Origin of the sequence: Kitasatospora sp. NPDC052896, assembly GCF_044547075.1 — a bacterium.
Classification (GTDB): domain Bacteria; phylum Actinomycetota; class Actinomycetes; order Streptomycetales; family Streptomycetaceae; genus Kitasatospora.
On the sequence record NZ_JBITZU010000009.1, the window covers coordinates 204044 to 228398 of the forward strand.

Annotated in this window: 20 protein-coding genes and 1 pseudogene; 12 read left to right on the forward strand and 9 right to left on the reverse strand. The window is 71.7% G+C overall.

All coding sequences use genetic code 11. From position 1 onward, the window contains the following. Nucleotides 1-5: 5 nt before the first annotated feature. The 3 genes from ACIGXM_RS20685 to ACIGXM_RS20695 all read right to left on the reverse strand — a co-directional run bounded on the left by ACIGXM_RS20685 (nt 6) and on the right by ACIGXM_RS20695 (nt 2817). Nucleotides 6-905, reverse strand: coding sequence for a hypothetical protein (locus ACIGXM_RS20685; RefSeq protein WP_396562908.1), 900 nt, complete (start codon nt 903-905; stop codon nt 6-8). Nucleotides 906-1066: 161 nt separating this feature from the next. Continuing rightward, a complete protein-coding gene (locus tag ACIGXM_RS20690) occupies nt 1067-1222 on the reverse strand; it encodes a hypothetical protein (protein WP_396562909.1) in 156 nt (51 codons plus the stop codon). 812 nt (nt 1223-2034) lie between these two features. After that, entirely contained in the window at nt 2035-2817 is a 783-nt protein-coding gene (locus ACIGXM_RS20695; protein WP_396562911.1) for a glycerophosphodiester phosphodiesterase, read from the reverse strand. Nucleotides 2818-3228: 411 nt separating this feature from the next. Here ACIGXM_RS20695 and ACIGXM_RS20700 point away from each other — a divergent pair, with 411 nt between their 5' ends. Both ACIGXM_RS20700 and ACIGXM_RS20705 read left to right on the forward strand, forming a co-directional pair. Continuing rightward, the gene (locus ACIGXM_RS20700; RefSeq protein WP_396562913.1) at nt 3229-4230 is read left to right on the forward strand and encodes a YihY/virulence factor BrkB family protein; all 1002 of its coding nucleotides are present in this window, start codon (nt 3229-3231) and stop codon (nt 4228-4230) included. After that, the gene (locus ACIGXM_RS20705; RefSeq protein ID WP_396562915.1) at nt 4227-4490 is read left to right on the forward strand and encodes a heme-binding protein; all 264 of its coding nucleotides are present in this window, start codon (nt 4227-4229) and stop codon (nt 4488-4490) included. The genes ACIGXM_RS20700 and ACIGXM_RS20705 overlap by 4 nt, the downstream gene beginning before the upstream one ends. A 12-nt stretch (nt 4491-4502) precedes the next feature. Here the strand turns inward: ACIGXM_RS20705 and ACIGXM_RS20710 are convergent, their stop codons facing one another. Beyond that, nucleotides 4503-5198, reverse strand: coding sequence for an SDR family NAD(P)-dependent oxidoreductase (locus tag ACIGXM_RS20710; protein ID WP_396562917.1), 696 nt, complete (start codon nt 5196-5198; stop codon nt 4503-4505). Nucleotides 5199-5266: 68 nt separating this feature from the next. Here ACIGXM_RS20710 and ACIGXM_RS20715 point away from each other — a divergent pair, with 68 nt between their 5' ends. Further along, entirely contained in the window at nt 5267-6106 is an 840-nt protein-coding gene (locus tag ACIGXM_RS20715; protein ID WP_396562919.1) for a LysR family transcriptional regulator, read from the forward strand. 293 nt (nt 6107-6399) lie between these two features. Here ACIGXM_RS20715 and ACIGXM_RS20720 read toward each other — a convergent pair whose 3' ends face one another. Beyond that, the gene (locus tag ACIGXM_RS20720; protein WP_396562921.1) at nt 6400-7851 is read right to left on the reverse strand and encodes an amidase; all 1452 of its coding nucleotides are present in this window, start codon (nt 7849-7851) and stop codon (nt 6400-6402) included. A gap of 153 nt (nt 7852-8004) precedes the next feature. On the opposite strand from ACIGXM_RS20720, the gene ACIGXM_RS20725 reads away from it, so the two are divergent. Continuing rightward, entirely contained in the window at nt 8005-8613 is a 609-nt protein-coding gene (locus tag ACIGXM_RS20725; RefSeq protein ID WP_396562923.1) for a TetR/AcrR family transcriptional regulator, read from the forward strand. Between the two features lie 552 nt (nt 8614-9165). Next, nucleotides 9166-10134, forward strand: a complete 969-nt coding sequence (locus ACIGXM_RS20730) for a DMT family transporter (protein WP_396562925.1) — start codon at nt 9166-9168, stop codon at nt 10132-10134. A gap of 39 nt (nt 10135-10173) precedes the next feature. Here the strand turns inward: ACIGXM_RS20730 and ACIGXM_RS20735 are convergent, their stop codons facing one another. Further along, on the reverse strand, nt 10174-11043 hold the full coding sequence (locus tag ACIGXM_RS20735; protein ID WP_396562927.1) for a hypothetical protein: 870 nt from the start codon (nt 11041-11043) through the stop codon (nt 10174-10176). A 111-nt stretch (nt 11044-11154) separates the two neighbouring features. On the opposite strand from ACIGXM_RS20735, the gene ACIGXM_RS20740 reads away from it, so the two are divergent. Beyond that, nucleotides 11155-11631: an oxygenase MpaB family protein gene (locus ACIGXM_RS20740; RefSeq protein ID WP_396562929.1), complete on the forward strand. Its 477-nt coding sequence runs from the start codon at nt 11155-11157 to the stop codon at nt 11629-11631. 255 nt (nt 11632-11886) lie between these two features. On the opposite strand, the gene ACIGXM_RS20745 is transcribed toward ACIGXM_RS20740, so the two are convergent. Continuing rightward, complete coding sequence (locus ACIGXM_RS20745; RefSeq protein ID WP_396562930.1) at nt 11887-12522, reverse strand: TetR/AcrR family transcriptional regulator; 636 nt, start codon at nt 12520-12522, stop codon at nt 11887-11889. A 266-nt stretch (nt 12523-12788) separates the two neighbouring features. On the opposite strand from ACIGXM_RS20745, the gene ACIGXM_RS20750 reads away from it, so the two are divergent. The 4 genes and pseudogenes from ACIGXM_RS20750 to ACIGXM_RS20765 all read left to right on the forward strand — a co-directional run bounded on the left by ACIGXM_RS20750 (nt 12789) and on the right by ACIGXM_RS20765 (nt 18553). Then, nucleotides 12789-13934, forward strand: a complete 1146-nt coding sequence (locus ACIGXM_RS20750; RefSeq protein ID WP_396562932.1) for a VOC family protein — start codon at nt 12789-12791, stop codon at nt 13932-13934. Beyond that, complete coding sequence (locus ACIGXM_RS20755; protein WP_396562934.1) at nt 13931-14875, forward strand: fumarylacetoacetate hydrolase family protein; 945 nt, start codon at nt 13931-13933, stop codon at nt 14873-14875. Before ACIGXM_RS20750 ends, ACIGXM_RS20755 begins: the two co-directional genes overlap by 4 nt. Then, nucleotides 14875-16533 (forward strand): bifunctional 3-(3-hydroxy-phenyl)propionate/3-hydroxycinnamic acid hydroxylase, encoded by a 1659-nt coding sequence (locus ACIGXM_RS20760; protein WP_396562936.1) that lies wholly within the window; start codon nt 14875-14877, stop codon nt 16531-16533. The genes ACIGXM_RS20755 and ACIGXM_RS20760 overlap by 1 nt, the downstream gene beginning before the upstream one ends. Further along, nucleotides 16530-18553: pseudogene (locus tag ACIGXM_RS20765) on the forward strand (acetoacetate--CoA ligase). Before ACIGXM_RS20760 ends, ACIGXM_RS20765 begins: the two are co-directional and overlap by 4 nt. A 229-nt stretch (nt 18554-18782) precedes the next feature. On the opposite strand, the gene ACIGXM_RS20770 reads toward ACIGXM_RS20765, so the two are convergent. After that, the gene (locus ACIGXM_RS20770; protein ID WP_396562938.1) at nt 18783-20615 is read right to left on the reverse strand and encodes an alpha-keto acid decarboxylase family protein; all 1833 of its coding nucleotides are present in this window, start codon (nt 20613-20615) and stop codon (nt 18783-18785) included. 442 nt (nt 20616-21057) lie between these two features. Here ACIGXM_RS20770 and ACIGXM_RS20775 point away from each other — a divergent pair, with 442 nt between their 5' ends. Continuing rightward, on the forward strand, nt 21058-22050 hold the full coding sequence (locus ACIGXM_RS20775) for an alpha/beta hydrolase fold domain-containing protein (RefSeq protein ID WP_396562940.1): 993 nt from the start codon (nt 21058-21060) through the stop codon (nt 22048-22050). Between the two features lie 96 nt (nt 22051-22146). Here ACIGXM_RS20775 and ACIGXM_RS20780 read toward each other — a convergent pair whose 3' ends face one another. Next, nucleotides 22147-22641 (reverse strand): MarR family winged helix-turn-helix transcriptional regulator, encoded by a 495-nt coding sequence (locus ACIGXM_RS20780; RefSeq protein ID WP_396562942.1) that lies wholly within the window; start codon nt 22639-22641, stop codon nt 22147-22149. Between the two features lie 115 nt (nt 22642-22756). Here ACIGXM_RS20780 and ACIGXM_RS20785 point away from each other — a divergent pair, with 115 nt between their 5' ends. Further along, the gene (locus ACIGXM_RS20785; RefSeq protein WP_396562943.1) at nt 22757-24298 is read left to right on the forward strand and encodes an FAD-dependent monooxygenase; all 1542 of its coding nucleotides are present in this window, start codon (nt 22757-22759) and stop codon (nt 24296-24298) included. The last annotated feature ends 57 nt before the right edge of the window (nt 24299-24355 follow it).

Below are 24355 nucleotides of genomic sequence, written 5' to 3' on the forward strand. Positions count from 1 at the left end.
GCTGGTCAGTTGCTCGTAACTGTCGTCAACTGTGCTTCGATGACGGCGAGTTGCTTCGCGTCGTCACCGGGCGTCTGAGGGGTGGCACCGGTCGTGGTGGCCGGCACCGCGTACTGGAGGACCGTCAGCACGCTGCCGCGCTGGACCACGTAGACGTGGTTGGTCTGGCGGCCAGGAGCGGAGAGCGGAGCCACCCCGGTCCACTGGCGGGCGTAGGCGGCACCGTCCGCGGTGGTCGCGGTCCGGCTCACCTGCGCATCCGGGGTGATCTTCGAAGCGGTCTGCAGGGCGACGGACTTGGCCTGGCAGTCGTCCATCGCGGCGAGCACCGCGCGGTAGGAGTCCTGGGCGGCGGCAGCGTCGGCGAAGGTGAACGAGTCCTGGATGGCAGGGGTGTCGAAGGAACTGACGTAGCCCTGTTGCTGCCAGGTCGCGGCATCGTTCACGACGGCGCACTCGTTGAGCTGGATCTGGTGGTGGACGGGCTGGGTGTGCGGCGGGGCGATCGGCTTCCACTGGGCCGCCGTGCTGTCGGGCAGTTGGGCGGCGGGCAGCGGGGCCGGCGGTGCGGCCACCGAGTTCGACGCGGCAGCGGAACCCGCCGGGTCACCGCTGGGTGCGGGTACCGCGGGCTTGGCCGCCTCCGAGGCGCTCGGCGACCCGGCGGTGCTCGACGACGCGGTGACGGTGGGTGAGCCGGCCGCCGGCGCGCTGGCCGGAGCCGGCGGGCCGGCCGAAGCGCTGGCCGAGCCGCTGACCGAGGCCGGCGGGCTGACCGGAGCACCGGCCAGGTCGAGGGCGGTGGAGTGTGCGCCAGTGGTGAGGGCCACCGTCACCACCGCGCCGGCGGTGAGGACGGACAGGGCGGCAGTGGTCCGGAGAACTGCCGACTTCTTGAGCTTCACGGTGAACTTCTCCTTGATTCGGGCATGGCTGACCCGTCGGCCTGGCGATCGATGAGGGAGCGTGGCGCTCAGCGGTATCCGCGCGGCCGAAGAGGGACGGCTGCCCTGCAGGAGCAGCGGTCTGGAGTGGCGCGGGTGGAGCGGAGAGAACCGCCTCGGGGTCAGCTGCCCCAGCTCGTGTCGTTCGGGGTCGCGGTGGCGCCGGTGACGACGGCGCCCCGCGAGGTGGCGGCGTCGGCGGCCACGGGGAGCAGGAGAGCGGCGGTGCGGGCGGGCGTGGCGACCGCGGCGGCCCTGGCGGTGCGGAGCATGGTCATGACCCCGTTCTGGGTAGCTGGAGGTGACGGCGATCCGGTGTCGCGTCCCGCGGTGACGCCTCGTCCGGTGTTGCCCGCCGGGCGGTGTTCCCTGCTGGCGAGTACTAGCTTCGTCGGGATCCGGGGCCGGCGGAAGGCGGATCAGCTGGACTGAACCGGCCCTGGCCCGTTCAGTCCACCGGGGCCGGAAGCGGACAGCAGCCGCTCGTGGCGGGACACGGTGAACAGGCGGGCGGGATCCACGGGCAGTGGACGCGGCATCAACGGCGGCCGTCGAGGGTGGCGCGGGCGGGCTCGGTCGATCGGCGCCCGCTCCTCGCCGGTCGGGGGCATCTGTCAGCCGTAGGTCGGCGGCTGGCAGGATCAGCCGGGCACCGCCCCAGCGCGACAGAGGACATCGTGCGGCGAGCAGTGAAGCGATTCGTGGTGCGGACGGCCGTTCTGGCTGCCACCGCAGCGGCCGCTCCGGCCCTGGCCGCGACCGGCGTGGGGACCGGCTGCTCCGCGCCCGGCGCCGCCGGGGCCGGGCCGCCGACCACCAGCAGGACGGCCGGGACCGCGTCGGGATGGAGCACCGCGGGGCCGCCGGTACGCCGATGTCAGCCCGGTGCGGCCGAGTCGACGGAGCGTCAGGAGGCCCTGGCTCCGGGGTGATCGACGACGCGGCGATCGTCGTAGCCGGCGCGGTTCTCGGCAGGCCGTCCCGCGTCAGCCGAGGCTGACGCCGCGCTGGATCCGCGCTGGCGCGCCCTGGTGGTCGCCGGGCGGCCCCGGGGCGCGGCGGCGCACCGCCGCGCCCTCCGGCGGTTCCGTCACGGCCGGTCGCCGCCGGCGGTCCAGCGGCCCCGCTCGCGGAGGACGTCGCGCAGGACGTCGATGCGATCCGCCATGATGCCGTCCACGCCCAGGTCGAGGAGCGCCCGGATGCGGGTCGGGTCGTCCACGGTCCAGACGTGGACCTGCAGACCGGTCCGGTGCGCGGCACGGACGAAGGCCCGGTCCACCAAGCGGATGCCTCGGTGCCGTTCGGGCACCTGCGCGCACACCGCGGGCCACGGCGTCCCGCGCCCGGGGAGGAGCGGCCCGGCGAGCGACCGCAGGCGCAGGCGCAGGACCTCGCGGGGGCCGAGGGAGGTGGCCAGTGCCGGGCCCGCGAGGGCGCGGACGGCGGCCAGGCGGGTGTCGGAGAAACCGCCGACGCAGACCCGGTTCCAGGCTCCGGTCCGCCGGACCACCTCGACCAGGGGCGAGACGGCGCGAGCCGCCTTGACGTCGATGTTGAAGCGCGCCTCGGGGAAGGCGTCGAGCAGGTCCGCCAGGAGCGGGATGGGCTCGGTGCCCGCGATGCGGGCCTCGCTGACCACCGCCCAGGGCAGCTCGGCGATCGCGCCGGTGCGGTCGGTGACGCGGTCGAGGTGGGTGTCGTGGAAGGCCACCAGCACGCCGTCGGAGGTGGCGTGCACGTCGGTCTCGAGGTACCGGTAGCCGAGGGCGACGGCGGCCTCGAAGGCGGCGAACGAGTTCTCCGGCCTGCCGAGGGCTCCGCCACGGTGGGCGAAGGCGAGCGGCCCCGGGTGGTCGAGGAAGGGGTGCATGGGAGGGCTCCGGAGAGGGCTGGCGGGGGCACGGGACGATGCCCCGGAACGCCCGGGGCCACCTCGGTGGGCTGGAGGCGTGTCCGCTGTCGGCGTCGCGGTGGGGCCGGGGACCCGGCCGGTGCGCGGACCGGTGGTGCGGCGGGTCTCGACCTCCTCCTGGGCGGCCCGGGCGGCGCCCGGGCCCACGGCCGCCTCTCCGGTGCGGGGCGTTACAGCATTACACATCATGTCAAGCAGTAACGAGGGTCGTGCCAGGGAAGCCGCGGGTCAGCACCTTCCGCGGCCGGTGACGAGGTCGCGGACCCGATCGACCAGCCCGTCGTCCAGGCGCACGGTAGGCCACGGCCCCGGCGGGCACATGCCTGGAGTCGGGGGGCAAGCCCGCCCGCCGGGAGGAGGACCCCGCTCATGAACCCCGTCGAACGGATCCTGCGAGCCGCCGACCGCGCCCAGCAGCGCCACACCGCCACGGCGGTGGTGATCGGCGTGGTCAAGAAGTACGGCGACGACCGCGGCGGACTGCTGGCCGCTCTGATCACCTACTACGGGTTCGTCGCGTTGATCCCGCTGCTGCTCCTGCTGTCCACGGTTCTCGGCTTCGTCCTGCACGGCCACCCCGACGCCCAGCACGCCGTACTGAACTCGGCACTCGCCGACTTCCCGATCATCGGGGACCAGCTGCGGCAGAACGTCCACTCCCTGCGGGGCAGCGGCCCGGCCCTGGCGATCGGCACCGTCGGGATGCTCTACGGCGCGCTCGGCATCGCGCAGGTCCTGCAGCACACCATGGCCGAGGTGTGGAACGTGCCCGGCGTCAAACGGCCCGGTTACTGGCCGCGCCTGGCTCGCAGCCTGGCGCTGCTCGTCATCCTGGGGATCGGCCTACTGGTGGCGACCGCGGCGGCGAGCCTGGTGGCCACCACGCTGGCCGGACCGGCGGCCCACGCGGGTGCCCTGGTGCTCTCCGCGCTGGTGAACACCGCCCTCTGCCTGGCCTGCTTCCAGGTCCTCACCCCACGGCGGATCGGCGCCCGCGACCTGCTTCCCGGCTGCGTGGTCGCCGGCCCCCTCTTCACCCTCCTGCAGGCCTTCGGCGCGATCCTGGTCACCCACCAACTGCGCCACGCGACCCAGGTGTACGGGTTCTTCGGGACCGTGATCGGGCTGCTGTCCTGGCTCTACCTGGCCGCGGAGGTCACCGTCTACGCCGCGGAGACGAATGCCGTCCTGGCCCGGCGGCTGTGGCCGCGCGCCCTGATCCAGCCCCCTCTCACCGCAGGAGACCGGAAGGTCCTGGAATCCATCGCCCGCCAGGAGGAGCGCCGCCCCGAGGAACACATCGACGTCAACTTCGACGACGAGCGCCCCACCCAGCCCCCCGACGTCGGGGGCCAGGGCTCCCTCTTGTGACCGGGCGCTCCGGTTGGCGGGTTGACTGTGTCAGCGGCGACCTGCTGCCAATCCGGGTACACAGCGCGGTCCTCGGCGAGATCTCCCAGCCGGGTGGGCCCGTCCACGGCATCGAGCACAGCAACGGCGGGCTGGTCACCTTCGGCGGCGGACTACCGCTCGTCGATACCGGTGGCCACGTTGTGGGTGCGATCGGTGTCCCCGGCGGCACCGCCGACCAGGACGTCCAGGTCGCACGCGCAGGCGTCGCGGCGGGCTGAGGCGGAAGCCAGCTACCAGGGCACCACGTGCCCCTCGAGGTCGACGAAGTGGAGACCGGGCTTGCCCTGGTGCCGCTCGATCGTCTCCGCCACCCCGGGAACGCTCTCCTCCACGCTGAGGTCGGCTTCGGGGCCGCCGAGTTCGGTGCGCACCCAGCCCGGGTCCATCAGCAGCAGTGTCCGGGTGTCCGTGGCGTGGCGGGCGGCGTAGCAGCGCATCAGCTGGTTCAGCGCGGACTTGCTGGCCCGGTACAGGTCCTGGCCGCCGTCGGTGTTCAGGGTGATGCTGCCCTGGTCGGAGGACATGACGCCGATGGTCCCGGTCGACGCGACCAGCGGGCCGAGGGCCTCCACGACGCGCAGGGGGCTGAGCGCGTTGGTCACCATGACCTCGGTGAACATGTCCGTCGGGACCTCGCCGATCGGGAGGTCGCCACGGGTGATGGCGGCGTTGACGAAGAGCAGGTCGAGCGTGCGCCGGGCCAGCCGGTCGCGCAGCGCCGCGAGCTGCTCCGGGTCGGTCATCTCCAGGTGCTCGATGGTCAGCCGCCCTCCGGAGGCGTCGGCCAGGTCGTGAAGGCCGGTTCGCCGGCTGCCGCGGACGGTGCCGATGACGTCCCAGTCGCGGCGGAGGTACTCGGCGGCAAGCCCGAGGCCCAGGGTCCGGGAGGCGCCGATGACGAGGGCGGTCTTGCGGGTGTCGGTCATGATCCGAGTCTCCGGGCCGTTCGACCGGGCGTCCAATGCCCTTCCGACCGGATTGATACCGTGTGGGCATGGATCTGGACCTGCGCAAGCTCCGCTACTTCACCGCGGTGGCCGAGCACCGGCAATTCGGCCGGGCGGCGCAGGAGTTGTTCATCACGCAGCCGGTGCTCAGCCGTCAGATCCGCGCCCTCGAGCAGGAGTTGGGCTGCGCACTGTTCACCCGCACCACGCGCAGCGTCGAACTGACCCGGGCCGGGCAGCAGTTGTACGAGGAAGCGCGGAGGATCAGCACGGTGGTGGGCACGGCCGTGCGGCGCGTCCAGGAAGCCGCGCGGGGCGAACAACGGCTGGTCGTCGCCTTCTCACCCGGTCTGCACGTGTCGGAGGCGATCCGGGCGTTCACGGCGCGCCACCCGGATGTCGCGATCGACGTCCTCCCGCTGCGCTGGTGGGAGCAGGACGCCCCGCTGCGCGACGGCCGCGCGCACGTCGGCTACCTGCGGCGCCCCTTCGACGACACGGGGCTGCGCACCGTCCCCATCGGCCGGGAGACCAAGGTCGCGTGCCTGCCCGTGACGCATCCGCTGGCCGACCGCCGCGACCTCACCTCGGCCGACCTCGACGGCGAGCCGATCCTTGACGCCCGGACCCGGCGGACTTCCTCACTGGACGAGAAGTTCGAGCTCATCGCCTCCGGGCAGGGCATCGCCCTGGTCCCGCTGAGCATCGCCGGCTCGTACTCCCGCCCCGATCTGCGCTACCTGCCCGTCACCGACTCCCCGCCCGTCGAGACCTGCCTGGCGGTGCCGGAGGGCGACTGCACGGACCCCGTACCGGAGTTCCTGACCGTCGCCACCGCGGCGCTGCGCCGTCCCGCGGCAACGCTCCCGGTCGCTGCCGGACCGTGAAGGTCCTGGCCACCCACCACGTCGAGGGCGACGCACGAGGAACCGCCCACCACGGACTGCCCCGTTCGACAGCGCAGGCTTGATCGCACCGCCTGGCAGGCCGCCGACAAGATCCTCCGACGGCGATGGTGGTCGCCGCAGGACCTCTCCGCCGCCACCGACCCGCACGCCGGGGAGCCCGAGGCCCGGGCTCCCCGGTTCCGAGCGCCACGGCACGACGCCGGCGCCGGGGGGTGCCGCGCACCCGGGCGACCTCTGCTGGGGCCCGTCGTCATCGCGGAGTGGCAGCGCGGTCAGGCGTTGTGGTGACCGCCCGCCCACACGGCGGGGGTCCGCTGCGCCCAGGGAGCGGCCTGTTCCAGCTGGCCGGCGAGACGGAAGAGGACGTCCTCGCGTCCGTGTCCCGCGGCGAACTGGATGCCGATGGGAAGTCCGGTGGCGGGGTCGGTCTCCAGGGGGACGGACATGGCGGGGGTGCCCGCGACATTGAACGCGGCGGTGAAGGGCGAGCGGTGGAAGAGCTGCCTGGCCCAGGCGAGACCGTCGGCGCCCTCGGCCCCCTCGGCGTACGTGCCCAAGGGGACGGGCAGTTCGGGCAGGGTCGGGGTGAGCAACAGGTCGTAGTCGGTGAAGTACCGGCCGATCGCGCGCGCGACGCTGTTGCGCATCGCGAGCGCGTGGACGAACTCGACCCCGCTGACCCGCTGTCCGTAGACGTAACTGGCCAGCGTCTCGGGTTCGACCGTGGTGGAGTCGACGGGACGCTCGAAGGCCGCGGCGAAGCCGTCGATCCACGTCACCAGGTTGGCGCTCCAGAGGCGGGCATTGGCCAGGATGAACTCCTCCCAGCTGACGCCGAGGTCGACCTGGACCTCTTCCACCCGGTGCCCCAGCGATTCGGCGAGTCGTGCGGAGCGGAGTGTGGCGTCGACGACGGCGCCGTCGACAGCCCGACCGCCCCAGGGCCGCGCAAGGAGGCCGATCCTCAGGCTCCCCGGGGAGCGGGTGATCTCCTGCGCATAGGGCCGCTCCGGCCGCTGGGCGACATAGGGGTCACCGACCTCGGGGCCGTGGACGAGGTCCAGCAGCGCGGCGCTGTCGCGTACCGAGCGGCTGAGGACACCGTGGACGGCGAGCCCGTTGAAGACCTCGTCCGCGTCGGGGCCCATGGAGATCCGACCGCGGGTCGGCTTCAGCCCAAACAGACCGCTGCTGGCGGCCGGAACACGGATGGAGCCCGCCGCGTCGGTGGCATGCGCGATCGGGACGATGCCCGCGGCGACGGCGGCGCCCGAGCCACCGCTGGAGCCGCCAGGGCTACGGGTCGGGTCCCAGGGGTTACGGGTGGCGCCGTACAGGACGCCTTCCGTGGTGGTGCTGTACGCGAACTCCGGAGTCGCCGTGCGTCCCAGCGTCACCAGCCCGGCGCGACGGAAGCGCGCCATGAGCGACGAGTCGGCCCCGGCGACGTTTCCCGCGGCGATGCGGCTGCCCAGCTCCACCCGCTTGCCGGCCATCGCGACGGCGATGTCCTTGATCAGGAAGGGCACCCCCGCCAGTGGCGTGCTGCCCGGAGCCGGCGCGTCCTGTCCGGGCCAGGTCTCGACGACGGCGTTGATCTGCGGATTCACCGCGTCGGACGCCAGCTGGGCGGTCGAGGCGAGTTCCGCGGCGGTCACTTGGCCGCGAGCCACCAGGTCGGCCAGGCCGACGCCGTCGTAGTTCACGTACTCGGAGAGCTTCATTCTCGTCCATTCAGGAGAACCGACACCGGCTGCTGATACCGATCGGTATCTCACGAGACCGATCGGTATCACTCAGGACTGATCGGTACCGTATACATTGCGGCGAGGGCAGTGCAACGCCCCACCGGACCGATGAGGGGCCGTACGGCGAGCATGGACAGAGTCAGCAGGCAGAGCAGGGTGGCCAAGTTGCCGCCCCGGGAGCGGATCCTCGACGCGGCGGAGGAGCTCTTCTCGCGTGAGGGGATCAAGGCGGTCGGCGTCCAGGCGATCGCCAGCCGGGCCGAGACCACCAAGATGGCGCTGTACCGCCATTTCGCGACCAAGGACGCCCTGGTCGAGGAGTGGCTCCGCATCGTCGCGGCCGACTACACCGCCGCGTTCGACCGGTTGGAGGACGCACACCCCGACGAGCCCCGGGCACAGATCCTGGGGATGGCCCGGTTCATCGCCGACGGACTTCCCGAGATCTCCCACCGGGGGTGTCCGTTCATCAACTCCATCGCGGAACTGCCCGACCGCACCCACCCGGCGCGGCGGCTGATCGAGGCCCACAAGGCCGGCCAGGTGCGCCGGCTCGCCGACCTGTGCGCCCGGGCCGGGCTGCCCGACCCGGACGAGACGGCCGCGGAGATCACCTTCGCCCTCGAAGGAGCCCAGGTCAGTGCCCAGAACGGAAGCATCGAGCACGCGAGCGAGCGGCTCATGAGGATCATCGAGGCCGTCCTGGACCGCCACTCGGCCCCCGGGGCCGCCCCGTGAAGGGTCGCGCCACGGAGTGATCCTGGCGCGGTGGAGCGGCCGGATGGCCGTGAGCCCCTGCTCGGGCCGCACCGCGGCGACGTCACGCCGACCTTCGCGCGGCCGTCCGCAGCGGCCTCGCCGTCATCGCCCGCCGCGGCACCCATGCGGCCGGCGCTCCGCGCTCTTCCGATTCGGATCAACAGCCCACTGATGATGCCGCCGGGCCGGATTCCGGTCACGCTTGCGGTCTGATCGCCAGACGGTCCTGGTCATGCCTGCCGCGTCGTCCGTCCGCGTGTTCCTCCCACGAACGGAATTGTCGCGCTGCCGAGAGCTGCGAGCGCGCCGCCGGCGAGAAGGCAGTTCCGTGTGCCACCGACGGACAACGGCGCGTCGGTGATCAACTCGCCCACGACCAGCAGACTGGCGTGACCGCGAGGCACGGGAGGAGCATTCGATCCGAGCCGAGAGTGTCCCTCACCTGACCGCCTGACAAGATTCAGGCGGCCGGCCGGTCTCGTTCGAAAGCACCGGACGAGGCCGGCCGGCCGCCACTCCAGAAGAGAGAACGTGCCCTTGCCCAGAGCCCAACTCCCCGCCAGGCTGGTCGATGTCCTGCTGCTCCTGGTTGCAGCCGTGTGGGGCTCCACCTACCTGGCCGCGAAGGAACTGGTCACGCCCACGACGGTGATCGCCGCCCTGGCACTGCGCTTCGCGGTCACGGTGCTGGCGATGCTACCGATCTGCCTGCGCCGACTGCGCAGAGCCGGCCGCGACGAAGTAGTGACCGGGATACTGCTCGGCGCCATCCTTGCCGTCGTCTTCCTGTTCGAGACATACGGCATCGCGCACACCAGCGCGACCAACGCCGGGCTCATCATCAGCCTCACCATCGTCATGACCCCGCTGCTCGACAGCGCCGTGAACCGGTCATGGCTGCCGCGGCGGTTCTTCGTCGCAGCGGTCACGGCCATGGTCGGCGTCGCTCTGCTGGCCTCGGGTGACGGCCTGCGGCTGCCGTCCGCGGGAGACTGGCTGGTGCTGGTCGCCGCTGCGGTGCGGGCCGTGCACGTCACCGTGATGCACCGCAGATCAGCCGGAAAGCGGTATGACTCGCTCAATCTGACGTACCTCCAGATGTCCACGGCCGCTGTGTTGTTCTGCCTGGCCAGCCCACTGGCCGGGGGCTCCTTCGTCTCACTGGCCCGACAACTCGGCCCTGGGCAGTGGGCCGACCTGCTCTACCTCGCACTGATCTGCACGGTCTTCGCGTTCTTCGTGCAGATGTGGGCGGTCAGGGCGACCTCGCCGTCCCGGGTCAGCCTGCTGTTGGGGACCGAGCCGGTGTGGGCCCTGCTGGTGGGCGTCCTGCTGGGCGGGGACCGGCCGGGGATGTACGGAGTGGTGGGCGCGGTCCTGGTCCTCGTGGGCGCCGGCTGGGGACAGCGCATCGAGCGCGGCCACCGGGAGCACGACACCACGCCCGCTCACCCACCGGCGATGGGACACCCGACAGAACAGGCCGTGAACCACTACTGAGGCTTTCAGGGCGGCGTCAGCACCGCGGACGACCAGCCGTCATCCGTGCGGCAGCGTGCTCATGAACCGCTGCGTCGCGCTGACCCACTCCTGGTCCGTGCTGGGAGTCTGCTGGCTCCAGATGACCACGCCGTTGACGTAGGTGCGTGCGGTGTCGAGTTCGAAGGTCCAGTAGTCGCCCGGCAGGTACTGTCCGGCCTCGGGTATGCCCGGGTGGTACTGGGGCCAGAGGTATGCGTAGACCGGCTTGGCGGGGTCGATGGCCTTGGCCTCCTGGGCGTCCTTGGCGAGGAGGGTCTGCCACTGGGTGCGGTCGGTGGTGTGGGTGTAGAGGGTGGGGAAGAACGCGCCTTCGTCCTTGGCGAGTTGACGTGCGAGCAGGTAGTACTGCGGGGCGGTGTTGCCCAACACGCCGTAGAAACCGATCACTTTCCCCGGCGCCGCCTGGTGCGCCCAGGTCAACAGGGTGGACAGCTTCTGGAAGTGGCGCTGGGCGACCTCCGGTGTGCCCTGCAGGTAGAGCGTCTCGAAGTCGAGGACGAGCGGCCCTGGATTCTGGTCGTGCTGGCGGACCAGTCGTTCGTAGGCGTCTTGTGGCGGGAGTGCGAGTTCGACCTTCCGGGCGTCCTGGAAGTCGCCGGGGTTCTGACCCGACAGCGCGGCGACCGGGCCCTCGTAGAGGACGTTCGACTTGGTGGCGCCGTACTGCTCCAGATCCACGTTGGTGTAGAAGCTGTTGTCGTAGACGGTGAATCCGGCCTTGTTCGGGTCGCTGGTGGGGTCGGTGACTGATGCGGACGGTGCGGGAGCGGCTGGGGCATGGGCGCCGCATGCTGTGAGCAGGAGTGCGCCGAGCGCTGCCGCGGCGGTTCGGCGTGCGTGAGCGCGGCGGGTCCTGGTCGTGGGCATCAGGGTCTCCGTGGTTGGGAGTTCTTGGAGGGGTGTACGAGCGGTGGGATGCGGGCGTCCCCGGCGGCGCCGGTGATTCGACGCATCCGGATGACGGTACGAGGGGTCCTTGTGGATTCCCTGTGGAGCGGCCGCGATCCGGATCTCCGGGTCGACCCGGAAAAGGAGCACAGGACAGGGCCGACTTCGGCTGGTGCCGTACCTGTTCGATGGATCTCCACCCCGTCGAAGCCGGCGGCGATCGCGTCGCGCGCAGCTGCGGCGAAGTCGGCGATCGTTCGTGCCATCTCCCGCTCACTCCTCCGCGCCACCCCGGCCGCTTTGGACGGCGTACGGTTCCTCCGCGACTTCGGCCGCACCGGCCGGGAGCGGCTGGTCGCACGCCTGCTGACGAACGCCTCGGTCGGGCTGCTCCCCCACTGGGCGCGGGCCGGACTCGGCATCCACCGCCCGGCCACGGTGCGCTCCGGCTGGGACCGGCCCGTGGCGACCGCGGCCGGCCGCGCGCTCGAATGGGCTCGCGGCCCTTCCGAGATCCAGGCCGCCACGCGGCGCCGTCTGATGGTGGTCCCGCCGCGAGACCAGTGACGGGCTTCGAGCCGCCGACCGGCATCATCCCCGGTTTCTCCTGCGAGCAGGGCCGGACGAAGGGCCGGGCCGACGCTGGGGTGAATGGACGGCGGCGCGGGGTGGGACGCCCGGGCGGCGACGGCCGCTCGCCGTGGCACGCTTGCGACCCTTCCGCGCGAGGAGCACGGGCCACTGTGGACGTGGCTGGGCGAACAGGCCCGGTTCGGCGTGGGTGAGCACGCCGAACCGGTCACTTCGCGTGGTTGAAGTCCCTCACGCGAGGGGCGGCAGCGGGCGGCGGACCACCTCGGCGGCCTCGTCCATGGGGACGCCGAGCATCCGCAGCACCAGCTCCGCCATCTCCTCCGCGGCGCGATCGTCACCCGCGCCGGGCTTCGAGAGCCGCAGTTCCACCAGCGCCAGCAGGGAGCCGGCCAGCGCCGCGAGCGCGATGGCGGGGTCCGCCAACGTGAAGCTTCCCAGCGCCACTCCGCGTTCCAGGTCGCGCAGCGCGCGCGGGGCGAGGCCGTGGTCCGCGTGGATCTGCTCAAGGCCCCGGCGGCGCAGGATCTGCATGATCTCCGGGTGGGATTCGGCCATGGCCGCGCTCAGCCGGAAGCTCGCGGCGACGAGCTCGGCGGGGTCGTCGATGCCGCGCAGACGCTCGTCGATGGCCTGGCCGTACTCGTCGAGGGCGTCGGTCACGGCCGCGTCGAAGAGTTCGCCCTTGGAGGCGAAGTGGTTGTAGAAGGAGCCGAAGCCGACGTCCGCGCGTTCCGCGATGGCCTGGATGCTCGCACCGGCGTCCCCCGCCTCCGCCAGGATCTGCCGGGCGGCGCGGACGAGCGCCTGCCGGGTCTCGGCGCGACGCCGCTCGAATCGGTTACCGGGCGTAGCTGAGGTCGGCATGGAGTGAGCCTATCAGCGGCCACAGTTCTGATGACTTCATCAGCTCATCCTGCCATCCCTGCCGGTGCGGTCGCTGAGCCCGGTCACATCGGCCATGGTCGGGCTATTGACGATGAAGGAATCAAGTCTGATGATTTCATCAAACAGTAACGCCGCTGACGTGAGGCAGGGCCGGGCTCCGACGCCACTCGATCGGGCCTTCGGGCCCATCGGCCCGGGCCCTCAGGCCGTCATCCGGCTCCTCTGAAACCTCCGACGGAGGAACCATGTCCGAACCCCGTACCACCGCGGCCGGTCTGAAGACGGCCCATCAGGACCTGCACAGCGAACAGGGCGCCCTGCGTGGCGAGCATCCCGGGCGCAGCCGGAACCCCGTGATCAAGGCGGCCGACCTCGCCTGGCTGGAGTTCGAGAAGCCCGACCTGGACCGCGCCGAGGTCTTCGCCCGCGACTTCGGGTTCTCCGTCGCCGCGCGGACACCGGACAGCCTCTGGCTACGGGGCACGTATCCCGGAACGGCCTGCGTGGTCATCCGGCGGGGCCACACCTCGCGCTTCATCGGGCCGGCGTTCCGCGCGGCCGACGACGCCGACCTGGACCGGCTGTCCAGGGCCACCGGCGCCCCGGCGCGCGAGCGCACCGAGTTCGGCGGTGGCAGGGTCGTCGACCTGCTCGACCCCTCGGGGTTCCCGGTACGCGTCGTGCACGGCACCGAACAGCTCCCGGCGCTGCCCGACCAGCAGCCGCTCACGCTCAACTTCGGTGCACACCGAACCCGGACGAACGCCGCTCAGCGTCCGCCGCGTGAGCCGGCCCGGATCCGGCGCCTCGGCCACGTGGTGCTGGAGACGCGGGTGTTCGGCCGGGCCCTGGACTGGTACCTGGACACCCTCGGCCTGATCGTCAGCGACTTCCTGTTCCTGGACGGCCGACGCGACCAGGGCCCGACCATGGCCTTCATCCGCTGCGACCAGGGCAGCGTTCCCGTCGACCACCACACCCTGGCCATGCACCTCGGTCCCGGCACCGGCTACGTCCACTCCGCCTACCAGGTCACCGACCTCGACGCGCTCGCGGCGGGCGGCGACTACCTGGCCGAGCGCGGCTACCGGAGAAGCTGGGGCATCGGACGGCACATCCAGGGCAGCCAGCTCTTCGACTACTGGCGCGACCCCGACCGGCTGATGCTGGAGCACTTCGCGGACGGCGACCTCTTCTCCTGCGACCTGGAGCCCGGCTGGGCGCCGATGTCCGCGAGTGGACTCGCCCAGTGGGGTCCACCCGTCACCCGCGACTTCCTCGGCCTCAACCCCTCACCCGCCAAGGTCCGCGAGGTCGTCCGGGCACTGCGCGCCGACAACGAACTCGACCCCGCCCGCCTGCTGGGCCTGATGAAAGCGATGAACGCATGAGCACCAACGTCCTGCGCACCCCCGAGGGTTGGTGGGTGGTCCGCGACCACCGCGCCGTCCGCATCGAGACCACGGCCGTCACCACCGCCGACCTGCTGGCGGACCGCACCGCGGTGCGCCGGGCCGCCGACTCCGCCGAGGCCGGCACCCCGGTGGCCGAGCTCGCCGCCCTGTCCCCGGTGACCACCCCGTGCCGGGTGGTCGCCCAGATGGTCAACTACCGCAGCCACGCCCGCGAGTCAGGGTTCAACGGCGAGATCCCGCCCACGTTCTTCCGGAAGGCGTCCGGCTCGGTCAGCGGCCCCGCCGACACCGTCGTCCGGCCCCCGCACGTGCGGTTCCTGGACTACGAGGTCGAGCTCGGCCTGGTCCTGGGGGCACCCCTGCCCGTCGGGACCGTGGTCGACGAGCAGGACCTGCCCGCCTACGTCGCCGGTCTGGTGCTGTGCAACGACGTCAGCGCCCGCGACGTCCAGCTCACCAAGGGCCAGTTCTACGAGAGCAAGTCCTACCCGACCTTCACCCCCACCGGCCCATGCCTGGCCCTGCTGGAGCCGGAGGACTTCGCCCGCCTGTCGGATCTGCGCCTGCGGCTGTCCGTCAACGGGGAGTCGCGCCAGGACCGCACCCTGGCCGACATGATCGTCCGCCCGGCCCGGGCGCTGACGCTGCTCGCCCGCTTCCAGCCGCTCGACCCCGGTGACCTGCTGCTCACCGGAACGCCCGGCGGCACTGCCCTGCAGGCCCCGCCCAAGGCCGTTGAGAAGATCGCCGCGCTCCTGCCGCCGGCGGTGAAGTGGAAGGCGTTCTTCAACGGCCAGCGCAAGAACCCCCGCTACCTCCAGGCGGGTGACACGGTGACCGCCACGATCGCCACCCCCGACCGGTCGATCGACCTCGGCGAACAGCGCACGCCGATCGCCGACGCCGGGCGATCCTGATGAGCACCCGGCAGCCCCGCACCGTCGTGATCGTCGGGGCCGGCCCGGTCGGCGTCACCGCCGCGTTGCTCCTCGCCCAACGGGGCATTGCCACGGTCGTCCTGGAGCGCCACCACGACGTCTACCCACTGCCACGAGCCGTGGCGATGGACGACGAGGTCCGCCGGATCCTGCAAACCGTGGGCGTCGAAGAGGAGTTCACCGGCATCGCCCGCCCCGGCAACGGCCTGCGGCTGCTCGACGCCCGCCACCGCGTCATGGCCACCGTCAGCCGCACCTCGCACGGACACCACGGCTTCCCGCAGACCAGCATGTTCGACCAGCCACAGCTGGAACGGCTGCTGCGCGACGCCCTGGCCGAGCACCCCGAGATCGAGCTGCGCGGCGGCGTCGAGGTGCTCGCGATCAACCAGGACCCCCGCGACCTCAGCGGACCGGTCCGCGTCACCCTGCGAGCAGCGGACGGCGACGCCCCGGAGCAGCTGTGGGCGGACGCGGTCCTGGGCTGCGACGGCGCCAACAGCCTCACCCGCGAAGCCATCGGCGCCAGTTGGGAGGACCTCCGCTTCGAGGAGACCTGGACGGTCCTCGACGTCCGCACCACCGCACGGGTGCGCTGCTGGGAGGGCGTGGAGCAGATCTGCGACCCCGCCCGGCCCGCCACGTTCATGCGCGTCGGCGAGGAACGCTACCGCTGGGAGTTCCGGCTGCGCGCCGGCGAGGACCTCGACGGGCCCGACGGCGCCCGACTGCTACGCGAACTCCTCGCCCCCTGGATCGAGTTGACCCCAGAGGCCGACTTCGAGGTGCTGCGCCGATCCCGGTACACCTTCCGCGCCCGAGTGGCCGACCGCTGGCGCCTCGGGCGGGTCCTCCTGCTCGGCGACGCCGCGCACCTGACCCCGCCGTTCATCGGCCAGGGCCTGTGCTCGGGCCTGCGCGACGCCGCCAACCTCACCTGGAAACTCGCCCGCGTCCTGACCGAAGGCGCCGACGAGCGGCTGCTGGACACCTACCAGGACGAACGCAAACCCCACGTCCGGCACGTCATCCGCCTCGCCGTCGCGATGGGCTGGGCGATGACCGGAGGCCAGGACCGCGCCGCCGCCGTCCGCCGGAGCGTCCTGGGCGCCGCCTGCCGCATCCCCGGCCTCACCGCCGCCGTCGGCCGCGACCTCAGCCCCCCGCTGAAGCCCGGCCCGCTGGTACGGCGCGCCCCACTGCCCGGCCGCCGGCTCGCCGGCACCCTCTGCCCACAGCCGTGGGTGGTGACCGCCGACGGCCGCCGCACCAGGCTCGACGACCTGCTCGGCGACGCCTTCACCCTGCTGACGGCAGTACCGCCGAGCCCCTCCCTGCGGGCGGCGGCCGACGCAGTGGGCGCCCGAGTGATCCGCATCGGCGGCCGGGCCACCGGCCCCGACGAGACGGCCGTACGCGACGACGGCACCCTCGGCGCCTGGCTGCGACGCGGACGGGCCGACGCCGTCCTGCTGCGCCCCGACCGCGTCGTCCTGGACAGCGTCCCCGCAGGCCGCCGGGAGCGAGCCGGCCTCGACACCACCACGTGGGCTCCCCTGCTGAGCACGGCGCACCACCCCCGCCCGCGGGCCGCCGACGCGCCCTTCCCACCACCGCCGAGGAGCACCGCGCGATGACCACCCCGCACGGCACGCCGAACGCCGAACCGTTCTGGACCCCCGCCCCCGCGACCGCGGCAGCCAGCCGCATCGCGGACTTCGCCCGCCGGCACGCTCCGTCCTCCGCGGGCCCCACCGACTACGCCGCCCTGCACCACTGGTCCGTGACCGACCTCGAAGGGTTCTGGAGCGCGGTGTGGGACCACTTCGCCATCGACGCCACCACCCCCTACGAGAAGGTGCTGGCCGAGGAGAACATGCCAGGCGCCCGCTGGTTCACCGGCGCGACCCTCAACTACACCCAGCACGCGCTACGTCAACTGGCCCCGGACACCCCCGCGATCATCGCGCTGGACGAGACCGGTGCCGGCCACGAGATCTCCGGGGCCACCCTGCGCGCCCAGGTCGCCTCGGTCGCCGCCACCCTGCGCGACCTGGGCGTCGCCGCGGGCGACCGCGTCGTGGGCTACCTGCCCAACACCCCGCACGCCATCGTCGCCTTCCTGGCCACCGCGAGCCTCGGCGCCGTCTGGTCGGTCTGCGGCCAGGACTACGCCCCCCAGGCCGCGGCCGACCGCTTCGCCCAGCTCGAACCGACCGTCCTCGTGGCCGCCGACGGCTACCTCTTCAACGGCGCCGCGCACGACCGCCGAGCCGCCACCCTCGAACTGGCCCGGGCCCTGCCCACCCTCAGAGCCACCCTGCTCGTCGACCACCTGCGCCTGACCTGGCCCGCCAAACCCCAAGGAACCTCGACCAGCTGGGCCGAGGCGGTCGGCCGCACCGAGGAACCGCACTGCACGCCCGTGCCGTTCGACCACCCGCTGTGGATCGTCTTCTCCTCCGGCACCACCGGCCTGCCCAAGGGCATCGTCCACGGCCACGGCGGCGTCCTGCTCGAACACCTCAAGACCCTCGCCCTGCACAGCGACCTCGGCCCCGGCGACCGCATGCTCTGGTACACCACCACCCACTGGATGATGTGGAACCTGGTGGTCTCCACCCTCCTCACCGGAGCCACCACCTGCACCTACGACGGCAGCCCCCTGCCCTCCGCGCGCCCGGACGTCCTGTGGGAACAGGCCGCCCGCCACCGGGTCACCCTCTTCGGCACCAGCCCCCAGTACCTGCTCGGCTGCGCCAAGACCGGGATCGAACCCGCCTCCCACGACCTGTCCGCGCTGCGCGCCATCGGCTGCACCGGCTCCACGGTGCCCGCCACCGCCTACGCCTGGGTCCGCGACCACGTCGGCGACCGCGTCCAGCTCGTCTCCACCAGCGGCGGCACCGACATCGTCTCCGGATTCGCCGGTGGCGCCCCGACCACACCGGTGTGGTCCGGTGAACTCTCCGCCCCCACCTCGGTGTCGCCCTGGCCGCCTACGACACCGACGGCCACCCCGTCACCGACCAGGTCGGCGAGCTCGTCGTCACCCGGCCCATGCCCTCGATGCCGCTGTCCTTCTGGCGCGACCCCGACGGCAGCCGCTACCGCGACGCCTACTTCAGCACCTACCCAGGCGTCTGGCGGCACGGTGACTGGATCACCCTCACCACCCACGGCTCGGTCATCGTGCACGGCCGCTCCGACTCCACCCTGAACCGCAACGGCGTACGCCTGGGCAGCGCCGACATCCACGCCGTGGTCGAGCGCCTGCCCGAGATCGCCGAGGCACTGGTCATCGGCCTGGAGGAATCCGACGGCGGTTACTGGATGCCCCTGTTCGTCGTCCCCGCCAACGGCATCGCCCTGGACGACGCCCTGCGCGACCGCATCCGTGAGGCGATCCGCAACGGCGTCTCACCGCGCCACGTCCCCGACGAGATCCTCCAGGTCCCCGCCATCCCGCACACCCGCACCGGCAAGAAACTCGAAGTCCCCGTCAAACGCCTGCTCCAGGGCGCACCCGCCGCGCAGGTCGTCAGCCCCGGCGCCGTCGACAACCCCCAACTCATCGACTACTACCGGCGACTGGGAGCCGACCGACTCGCCCGGAAGACCGCCACGACGCCCACTTCCCAGAGGCCCCGAGAATGAGCGCAGTCTCGACAGACGTGTTTGGATCGGAGACGGCCCGTCCCTGCTGTCGCCTTTTCGCTGTCGGCGGGGTCACCGCCCACGCGGAGAGTGTCGCCACCGTGGCGCTGCTCACCCTGGCGATACGGCCGAGCGGCTCGCCGACAGCCCCTGCTCGCCGCGGTCGCGCCTTCTCAAGAGAGAACCGCAGCTCGGACGACTTGTTCGGGGGCTGGTGGTCGCATGGTGGTCAGTTGCACGTCTCGTCGATCTTGTACTGGAGTGCCCGTGGGTAGTCGTGCCGGCCGAGCCGGACGCGGGCCAGGATCGGGGCGTGGTTGATGTCATTGTCCGGATCGGCGATGTCGAGCAGCAGTGATTCCAGGTGCTTGTGGGTGCTGAGCTCCCGCCCGTGCATCCGGTCCTTCTCCGTGCCGAAGACCTCGGCCAGCTTCTCGTAGCGCCACGGGTGCAGCACGTTGTAGAAGTCGGCCCCGTTGGACGGCTTCTGCTTGTAGTAGCAGGGGCTGACCAGCATCTGCTCGATGCCGTAGAAGCCCTCGTTGTCCAGGACGAAGACCACCGGCCGTAGGTGGTGGCGGACCTGGGTGGACAGTTCCTGGCAGATCTCCTGGAACGAGCCGTTGCCGACGAACACCAACGGCCGCTTCAGGGGCTGCTGTCGGCCCAGTGCCACGCCGGTGGCCGCGCCGACCGAGTAGCCGATGGACAGCCAGCTGTTCTGCGCCAGGAAGCCGGCTCGCTCGGTGATCCGCAGGTTCATCGATCCGAGGAGCGCGAAGGATGCGTCCGAGACCACCGTGAACGGCGAGGGGGCCTGCGGGTCCCCGCCGGTGGCCTGGTGCTCCAGGAAGTGGTTGATGTGCTGGAAGAAGCTGTCGTACGTCAGCTCCTCCGGGTACCGGGTGGTGCTCAGCGAGTCCAGGAAGTCGGCTGTGCTGGCCGGGACGTCCAGGCCCGCCGCGTGCGCGAGCGCGAAGTGGTCGGCCGGGAAGGTCTGTCCCGCCAGTGCGGTGCCCAACGCCGGGATGAACCGCCCGAGTTGGACATCGGGGAAGTAGTTGACGCCGACGCTGACGCCGTCGCGGGCCGCCACGATCCAGTCATCGCCGATCGACTGGTCACCCTCGAGGTTCTTGGACGTGGGCCAGGTCCCCAGGCCGATCCGGCACCCGGCGTTCTTGAAGGTCCTCCGGATCTCCGGCAGGCTCGCCTTGCCGTTGTAGACGCCGGCGAACCGCGGATGCCGCTCGGAGACCACGGACTTCGCGCCGACCGTGGTGCAGAACTGCATCCGGGTGCTCCCCACGAACTCCAGCAGTTCGTCCTCCAGCCGCCGGCGGACCAGTTCCTCGCCGGCCCAGACGATCGGCGTGCCGAACTTCCTGATCAGCTCCACCGCCGCCGTGACCGCCTTGTTCAGCATCTCCTCGTTCCGTTTGGTGAACGGCCGCTCGTGAGCTCGGAGTTCACCCCGCACAGGCTCGCACGGCGCGTGCCAGAGGTCCTCCATCACCTCCAGGTAGACCGGCTTGCGCTCGGTCAGGCACGCGGTGATCGCGCTGTCGATCTGGGAGGGCGCGAGCCCGGGGTTGGAGAGCACCCGCGCGTCCACCGTGACCTGCCGGTAGACGTTCAGGTTGCTCTCCCGGCGCGGACTCATGTGAGAGGTGAGCAGGCCAACCTCCTGCTGGTTGAGCCACTGCTCGTACGAGGGCGCCGCGTTGATCGCGATCAGTGGCACGTCCTCGACGTACGCTCCGCCGATCGTGTTGAGCAGGCTGAACGCACCCACGCCATAGGTCACCGCGACGGCACCGACGCCCTGCTCGCCCTTGTCCAGGTCGGCGTCGGCGGCCCGCACCCGGGCGTAGGCGTCCGCGGCGTAGCCGCCGCCCATCTCGGTCGGGGTACCGATCCAGCGCACGCCGGTGGTGGCGTGCATGATCGTCAGGAACGGGCCGAGGAAGTCACCGGGCACCCCGAACAGGTACCGGATGCCCAACTGCTCCAGCCTGGTGGCCAGGTACCGGGCCACCGTCCAGTCGTGGTTGCCGCTCATCTGCTCGGTGCCTCCTGTCGGCGTTCGTCCGGAGGTTGCGCAGCGCGTAGACGTGGCGCTCGTCGCCCTCCATCGAGTCCCAGCGGACCGCGTCGTCCGACCAGCTGTAGCCGGCCAGCACCACGCCGACGCCGGGAACAGGGAATTCGGCGCCGATGGGGGGCAATCCTCCGGGCATCGACGTGGCTCCTTGGTGGTCGTTTCCGCCCACGATCGCCGACCCGCGCCCCGGTGATCGGTAGGCGGACGGGATCCTCACCCCATCAGGTGGTCTCTCCCCCAACCGTGTTTGAAGCATCGTGGTCGTCACGCAGGACCGCGTGCCATGCCGACCGACATGAGAGTGATGACAGTAGCTGTCGTCGGCATTATGGTGATGTCATCAACTGACATCAGGCACCCGGGTCCCTGACCTCAGACCCCACCCCAGGAAGAAAGAACCATGCCCCGCTCCCGTCCCGCGATCGACAGCGAACTGGCCGCAGCACTCCGGGCCGTGCCGATCGGCCCGAACGGCGTCTTCGACCTGACCGACATCCCCGCCACCCGCCAGGCCGTCCGTGCGCTCGCCGAATCCATCGCGAGCACCATCCCCGACGAGCCCACCGTCACCGCCCACGAGATCCACGTGCCGCGCGCCGAAGCCCCCGCCGTTCCGGTCCTCCTGCTGCGTCCGCAGGACGCGCCTGGACCGCTGCCGGTCATCGTGTGGTTCCACGGCGGTGGGCAGGTGCTCGGCTTCGCAGCCCAGGACGCCCCCTGGCTCAAGCAGTTGTGCGTGGCACTCGGCTGCGCCGTGGCCGCCGTCGACTACCGCCTGGCCCCGGAAACCCCCGCGCCCGGCGCCGCCGAGGACGGATACACGGCCTACCGGTGGATCAGCGACAACGCCACCGATCTGGGCCTGGACCCCTCCCGGGTCGGCCTGGCCGGCCAGAGCGGAGGCGGAGGCATCGCCGCCGCCACCGCCCTTCTGATCCGCGACCGCGGCGCAGCGACCCCCCTGTTCCAGTTGCTGATGTACCCGATGCTCGACGACCGCAACGCGACCGACTCGAGTCGGGAGATCACCGACATGGGCATCTGGGACCGGGCGACCAACCTCCTTGCCTGGCAGGCGATCCTCGGGGACCGCGCAGACACCGAGGACGTCACGTCCTACTGCGCCGCCGCTCGGGCGACCGACCTCGCCGGCCTGCCTCCGACCTTCATCGGCGTCGGTGAACTCGACGTCTTCCGCGACGAGAACCTCGACTACGCCGCGCGCCTGCGCGCCCACGACGTCCCTGTCGAGCTGCACCTCTACCCCGGCGCCTACCACGCCTTCGACCTGTTCGCCCCGCAGTCCCACCTCGCGGAGAGCTTCCGCCACACCTGGAACAACTACCTCACTCGACACCTCGCGAAGACCCCGGCAACGCCGACTGCTTCGTAACACGCAGGTCTGGCGGCGGGCCTCCTGTCCGGAATCCCGCCGGCACCTCCCAACCTACTGCCACACGACTCAGGCAGCGGGCGGAGTGGCCCTCGGTCAGTCTTCGCCCTCGGCTGGGGTGCTGGCGGCGACGGTGTCGAGTTGGGTGGTCAGGTCGTCGGTCAGGCGGGTGAGCAGGCGCATGAGTTCGGTGCGGTCGTGGGCAGACCACTGGGCCAGCGCCGCGGCGAACCAGCCGTCGACGACGGCGGTGTAGCGGTCGACGAGTCGCTGCCCGGAGGGTGTCAGGGCGATCAGCCGGGCCCGTTGGTCGTCCGGATCGGGAACGCGCTTGATGATCGCTCGCTTTTCCAGGCTGTTGAGCTGGCGGGTGACGTGGGGCCCGACGACCTGCATGCGGGTGGCGATCTCGCCGACCCGCAGCGGGTGTTCGGCGGCGTCGAGGATGACGAGGATCGTCATGGCAGGCCGTTCCAGTGCCACCCCGGCGGCCTCGGCGGCCTGTTCGTACAGCTGCCCGCGGTTGAGCAGGGTCCGCAGCTGGAGCATGCGCGGCAACAGCCCGGCAGTCGCATCGCTGAGCGGATCCATGTCCCACACTCCCTTGATAGATACCTAACGTAGGTATATTGTCTCTCTCGAAGCCGACCTCACCGGGAGATCGAGCTACCGCCAAGCATGATACCTAAGGTAGGTAATCAACGCCATGAACGAGCCCACTCCCAACACCGTGCACGCGACCACGACCGACGTCCTGATCATCGGCGCAGGCCCCGTCGGCATGGTCCTGGCCTGCGACCTGGCCCGGCGCGGTGTCAGCTTCCACCTGCTGGAGCGGTCCGCGACCCCGAGCACCGCCTCGCGCGCCAAGACCATCCAGCCCCGCACCCTTGAGGTCGCCGACGACCTCGGCATGGTCGAACGCGTCCTCGCGGAGGGCGCGACGAACATCCCCACCCGCCACTACGACCGCGCCCGAGTGGTCTCCGAGGCCGTGGAACTCGCCAGCGGGACGCCCACCCCCGACGCCCCCTACCCGCCCGTCTGGCTCTCCCAGCCGAAGTTCGAGCACATCCTGCGCGACCGCCTGGCCGAACTCGGCGGAACCATCCACTGGGCCACCGAGGTAACCGACCTCCAGCAGGACGGGGACGGCGTCACCGCCACCGTCCAGACACCAGCCGGACAGAGCACCGTGCGCGCCCGGTACGCGGTGGGCGCGGACGGCGGACGCAGCACCGTCCGCTCGCTGGCCGGCATCGAACTGCACGGCACCTCGCACCCGGACCAGCGCTGGCACCTGGGCGACGTGCGCCTCACCGGCCTCTCCCGGCACTGCCAGCACCTGTGGACCAGCGCGGAGCACGGCCTGCTGTCGCTGTTCCCACTGCCCGGCACCGACCTGTGGCAGTTCCAGGCGTCCATCCCCGCCGACCAGGCCGAGCCCGAAGCACCTTCCCTGGACCTGTTCCGCCGCATCTTCGCCACCCGCGCCGGCGTGCCCGGCGTGGACATCCAGGACGTCGAATGGCTCTCCCTCTACAAGATCAACGTGGTGCTGGCCGACCGCTACCGCGCCGGTCGGATCTTCCTGGCCGGAGACGCGGCGCACATCCACTCACCCGCCGGCGGCCAGGGCATGAACACCGGCGCCCAGGACGCCTACAACCTCGGCTGGAAGCTCGCCGCCGTCCTGGGCGGCGCCGACCCGGCCCTGCTCGACACCTACGAGGACGAGCGCCGCCCCGTGGCCCGGACCGTCCTGGACGACAGCACCGCCCGGCTGGGCGAGGTGATGCGCGCGACGAGGCAGAGCGACGGGTCCTCCGCGCAGCGGGGACTGACCGACGAGCACACCACCGGCCTGGGCATCGCCTACTCGGACAGCGCACTCACCCAGAACCCCGGCGCGGGCGGCCGCGCCCCCGACGCACCCTGCAGCGACGCCGCCACCGGCCGTCCCATGCGCCTGTTCGACCTGCTGCGAGGCCCGCACTGGACCCTGCTCGCCTTCGGAGCCACGACAGGCCAGCAGACCCCCTCCGACCTGCGGGCCTTCCGCGTGACCACCGACCCGGCCACCGCCGGCCCCGACACCGTCATCGACACCGACGGCCACGCCCACCACGCCTACGGCATCACCGGGGACGAACTCGTCCTCATCCGCCCCGACGGCTACATCGCCGCCCGCCGCCCCGCCGACGACCTGGCCGCCGTCCTCGCCCTGGCCGCCACCAACGGCCTGTGACCCGCTGACCGGAGCGCGAGCCGGGCAGGGCTGAAAGTCAGCGAGCCTCTGCAAGAC

Bases quoted from the DNA above. Each gene is read 5' to 3' on its own strand.
- ACIGXM_RS20775 (WP_396562940.1), top strand. From the start codon at position 21,058: ATGCCCCGCTCCCGTCCCGCGATCGACAGCGAACTGGCCGCAGCACTC.
- ACIGXM_RS20690 (WP_396562909.1), bottom strand. From the start codon at position 1,222: ATGACCATGCTCCGCACCGCCAGGGCCGCCGCGGTCGCCACGCCCGCC.
- ACIGXM_RS20710 (WP_396562917.1), bottom strand. From the start codon at position 5,198: ATGACCGACACCCGCAAGACCGCCCTCGTCATCGGCGCCTCCCGGACC.
- ACIGXM_RS20760 (WP_396562936.1), top strand. From the start codon at position 14,875: ATGAGCACCCGGCAGCCCCGCACCGTCGTGATCGTCGGGGCCGGCCCG.
- ACIGXM_RS20700 (WP_396562913.1), top strand. From the start codon at position 3,229: ATGAACCCCGTCGAACGGATCCTGCGAGCCGCCGACCGCGCCCAGCAG.
- ACIGXM_RS20735 (WP_396562927.1), bottom strand. From the start codon at position 11,043: ATGCCCACGACCAGGACCCGCCGCGCTCACGCACGCCGAACCGCCGCG.
- ACIGXM_RS20770 (WP_396562938.1), bottom strand. From the start codon at position 20,615: ATGAGCGGCAACCACGACTGGACGGTGGCCCGGTACCTGGCCACCAGG.
- ACIGXM_RS20785 (WP_396562943.1), top strand. From the start codon at position 22,757: ATGAACGAGCCCACTCCCAACACCGTGCACGCGACCACGACCGACGTC.
- ACIGXM_RS20755 (WP_396562934.1), top strand. From the start codon at position 13,931: ATGAGCACCAACGTCCTGCGCACCCCCGAGGGTTGGTGGGTGGTCCGC.
- ACIGXM_RS20750 (WP_396562932.1), top strand. From the start codon at position 12,789: ATGTCCGAACCCCGTACCACCGCGGCCGGTCTGAAGACGGCCCATCAG.
- ACIGXM_RS20715 (WP_396562919.1), top strand. From the start codon at position 5,267: ATGGATCTGGACCTGCGCAAGCTCCGCTACTTCACCGCGGTGGCCGAG.
- ACIGXM_RS20745 (WP_396562930.1), bottom strand. From the start codon at position 12,522: ATGCCGACCTCAGCTACGCCCGGTAACCGATTCGAGCGGCGTCGCGCC.
- ACIGXM_RS20725 (WP_396562923.1), top strand. From the start codon at position 8,005: ATGGACAGAGTCAGCAGGCAGAGCAGGGTGGCCAAGTTGCCGCCCCGG.
- ACIGXM_RS20695 (WP_396562911.1), bottom strand. From the start codon at position 2,817: ATGCACCCCTTCCTCGACCACCCGGGGCCGCTCGCCTTCGCCCACCGT.
- ACIGXM_RS20780 (WP_396562942.1), bottom strand. From the start codon at position 22,641: ATGGATCCGCTCAGCGATGCGACTGCCGGGCTGTTGCCGCGCATGCTC.
- ACIGXM_RS20720 (WP_396562921.1), bottom strand. From the start codon at position 7,851: ATGAAGCTCTCCGAGTACGTGAACTACGACGGCGTCGGCCTGGCCGAC.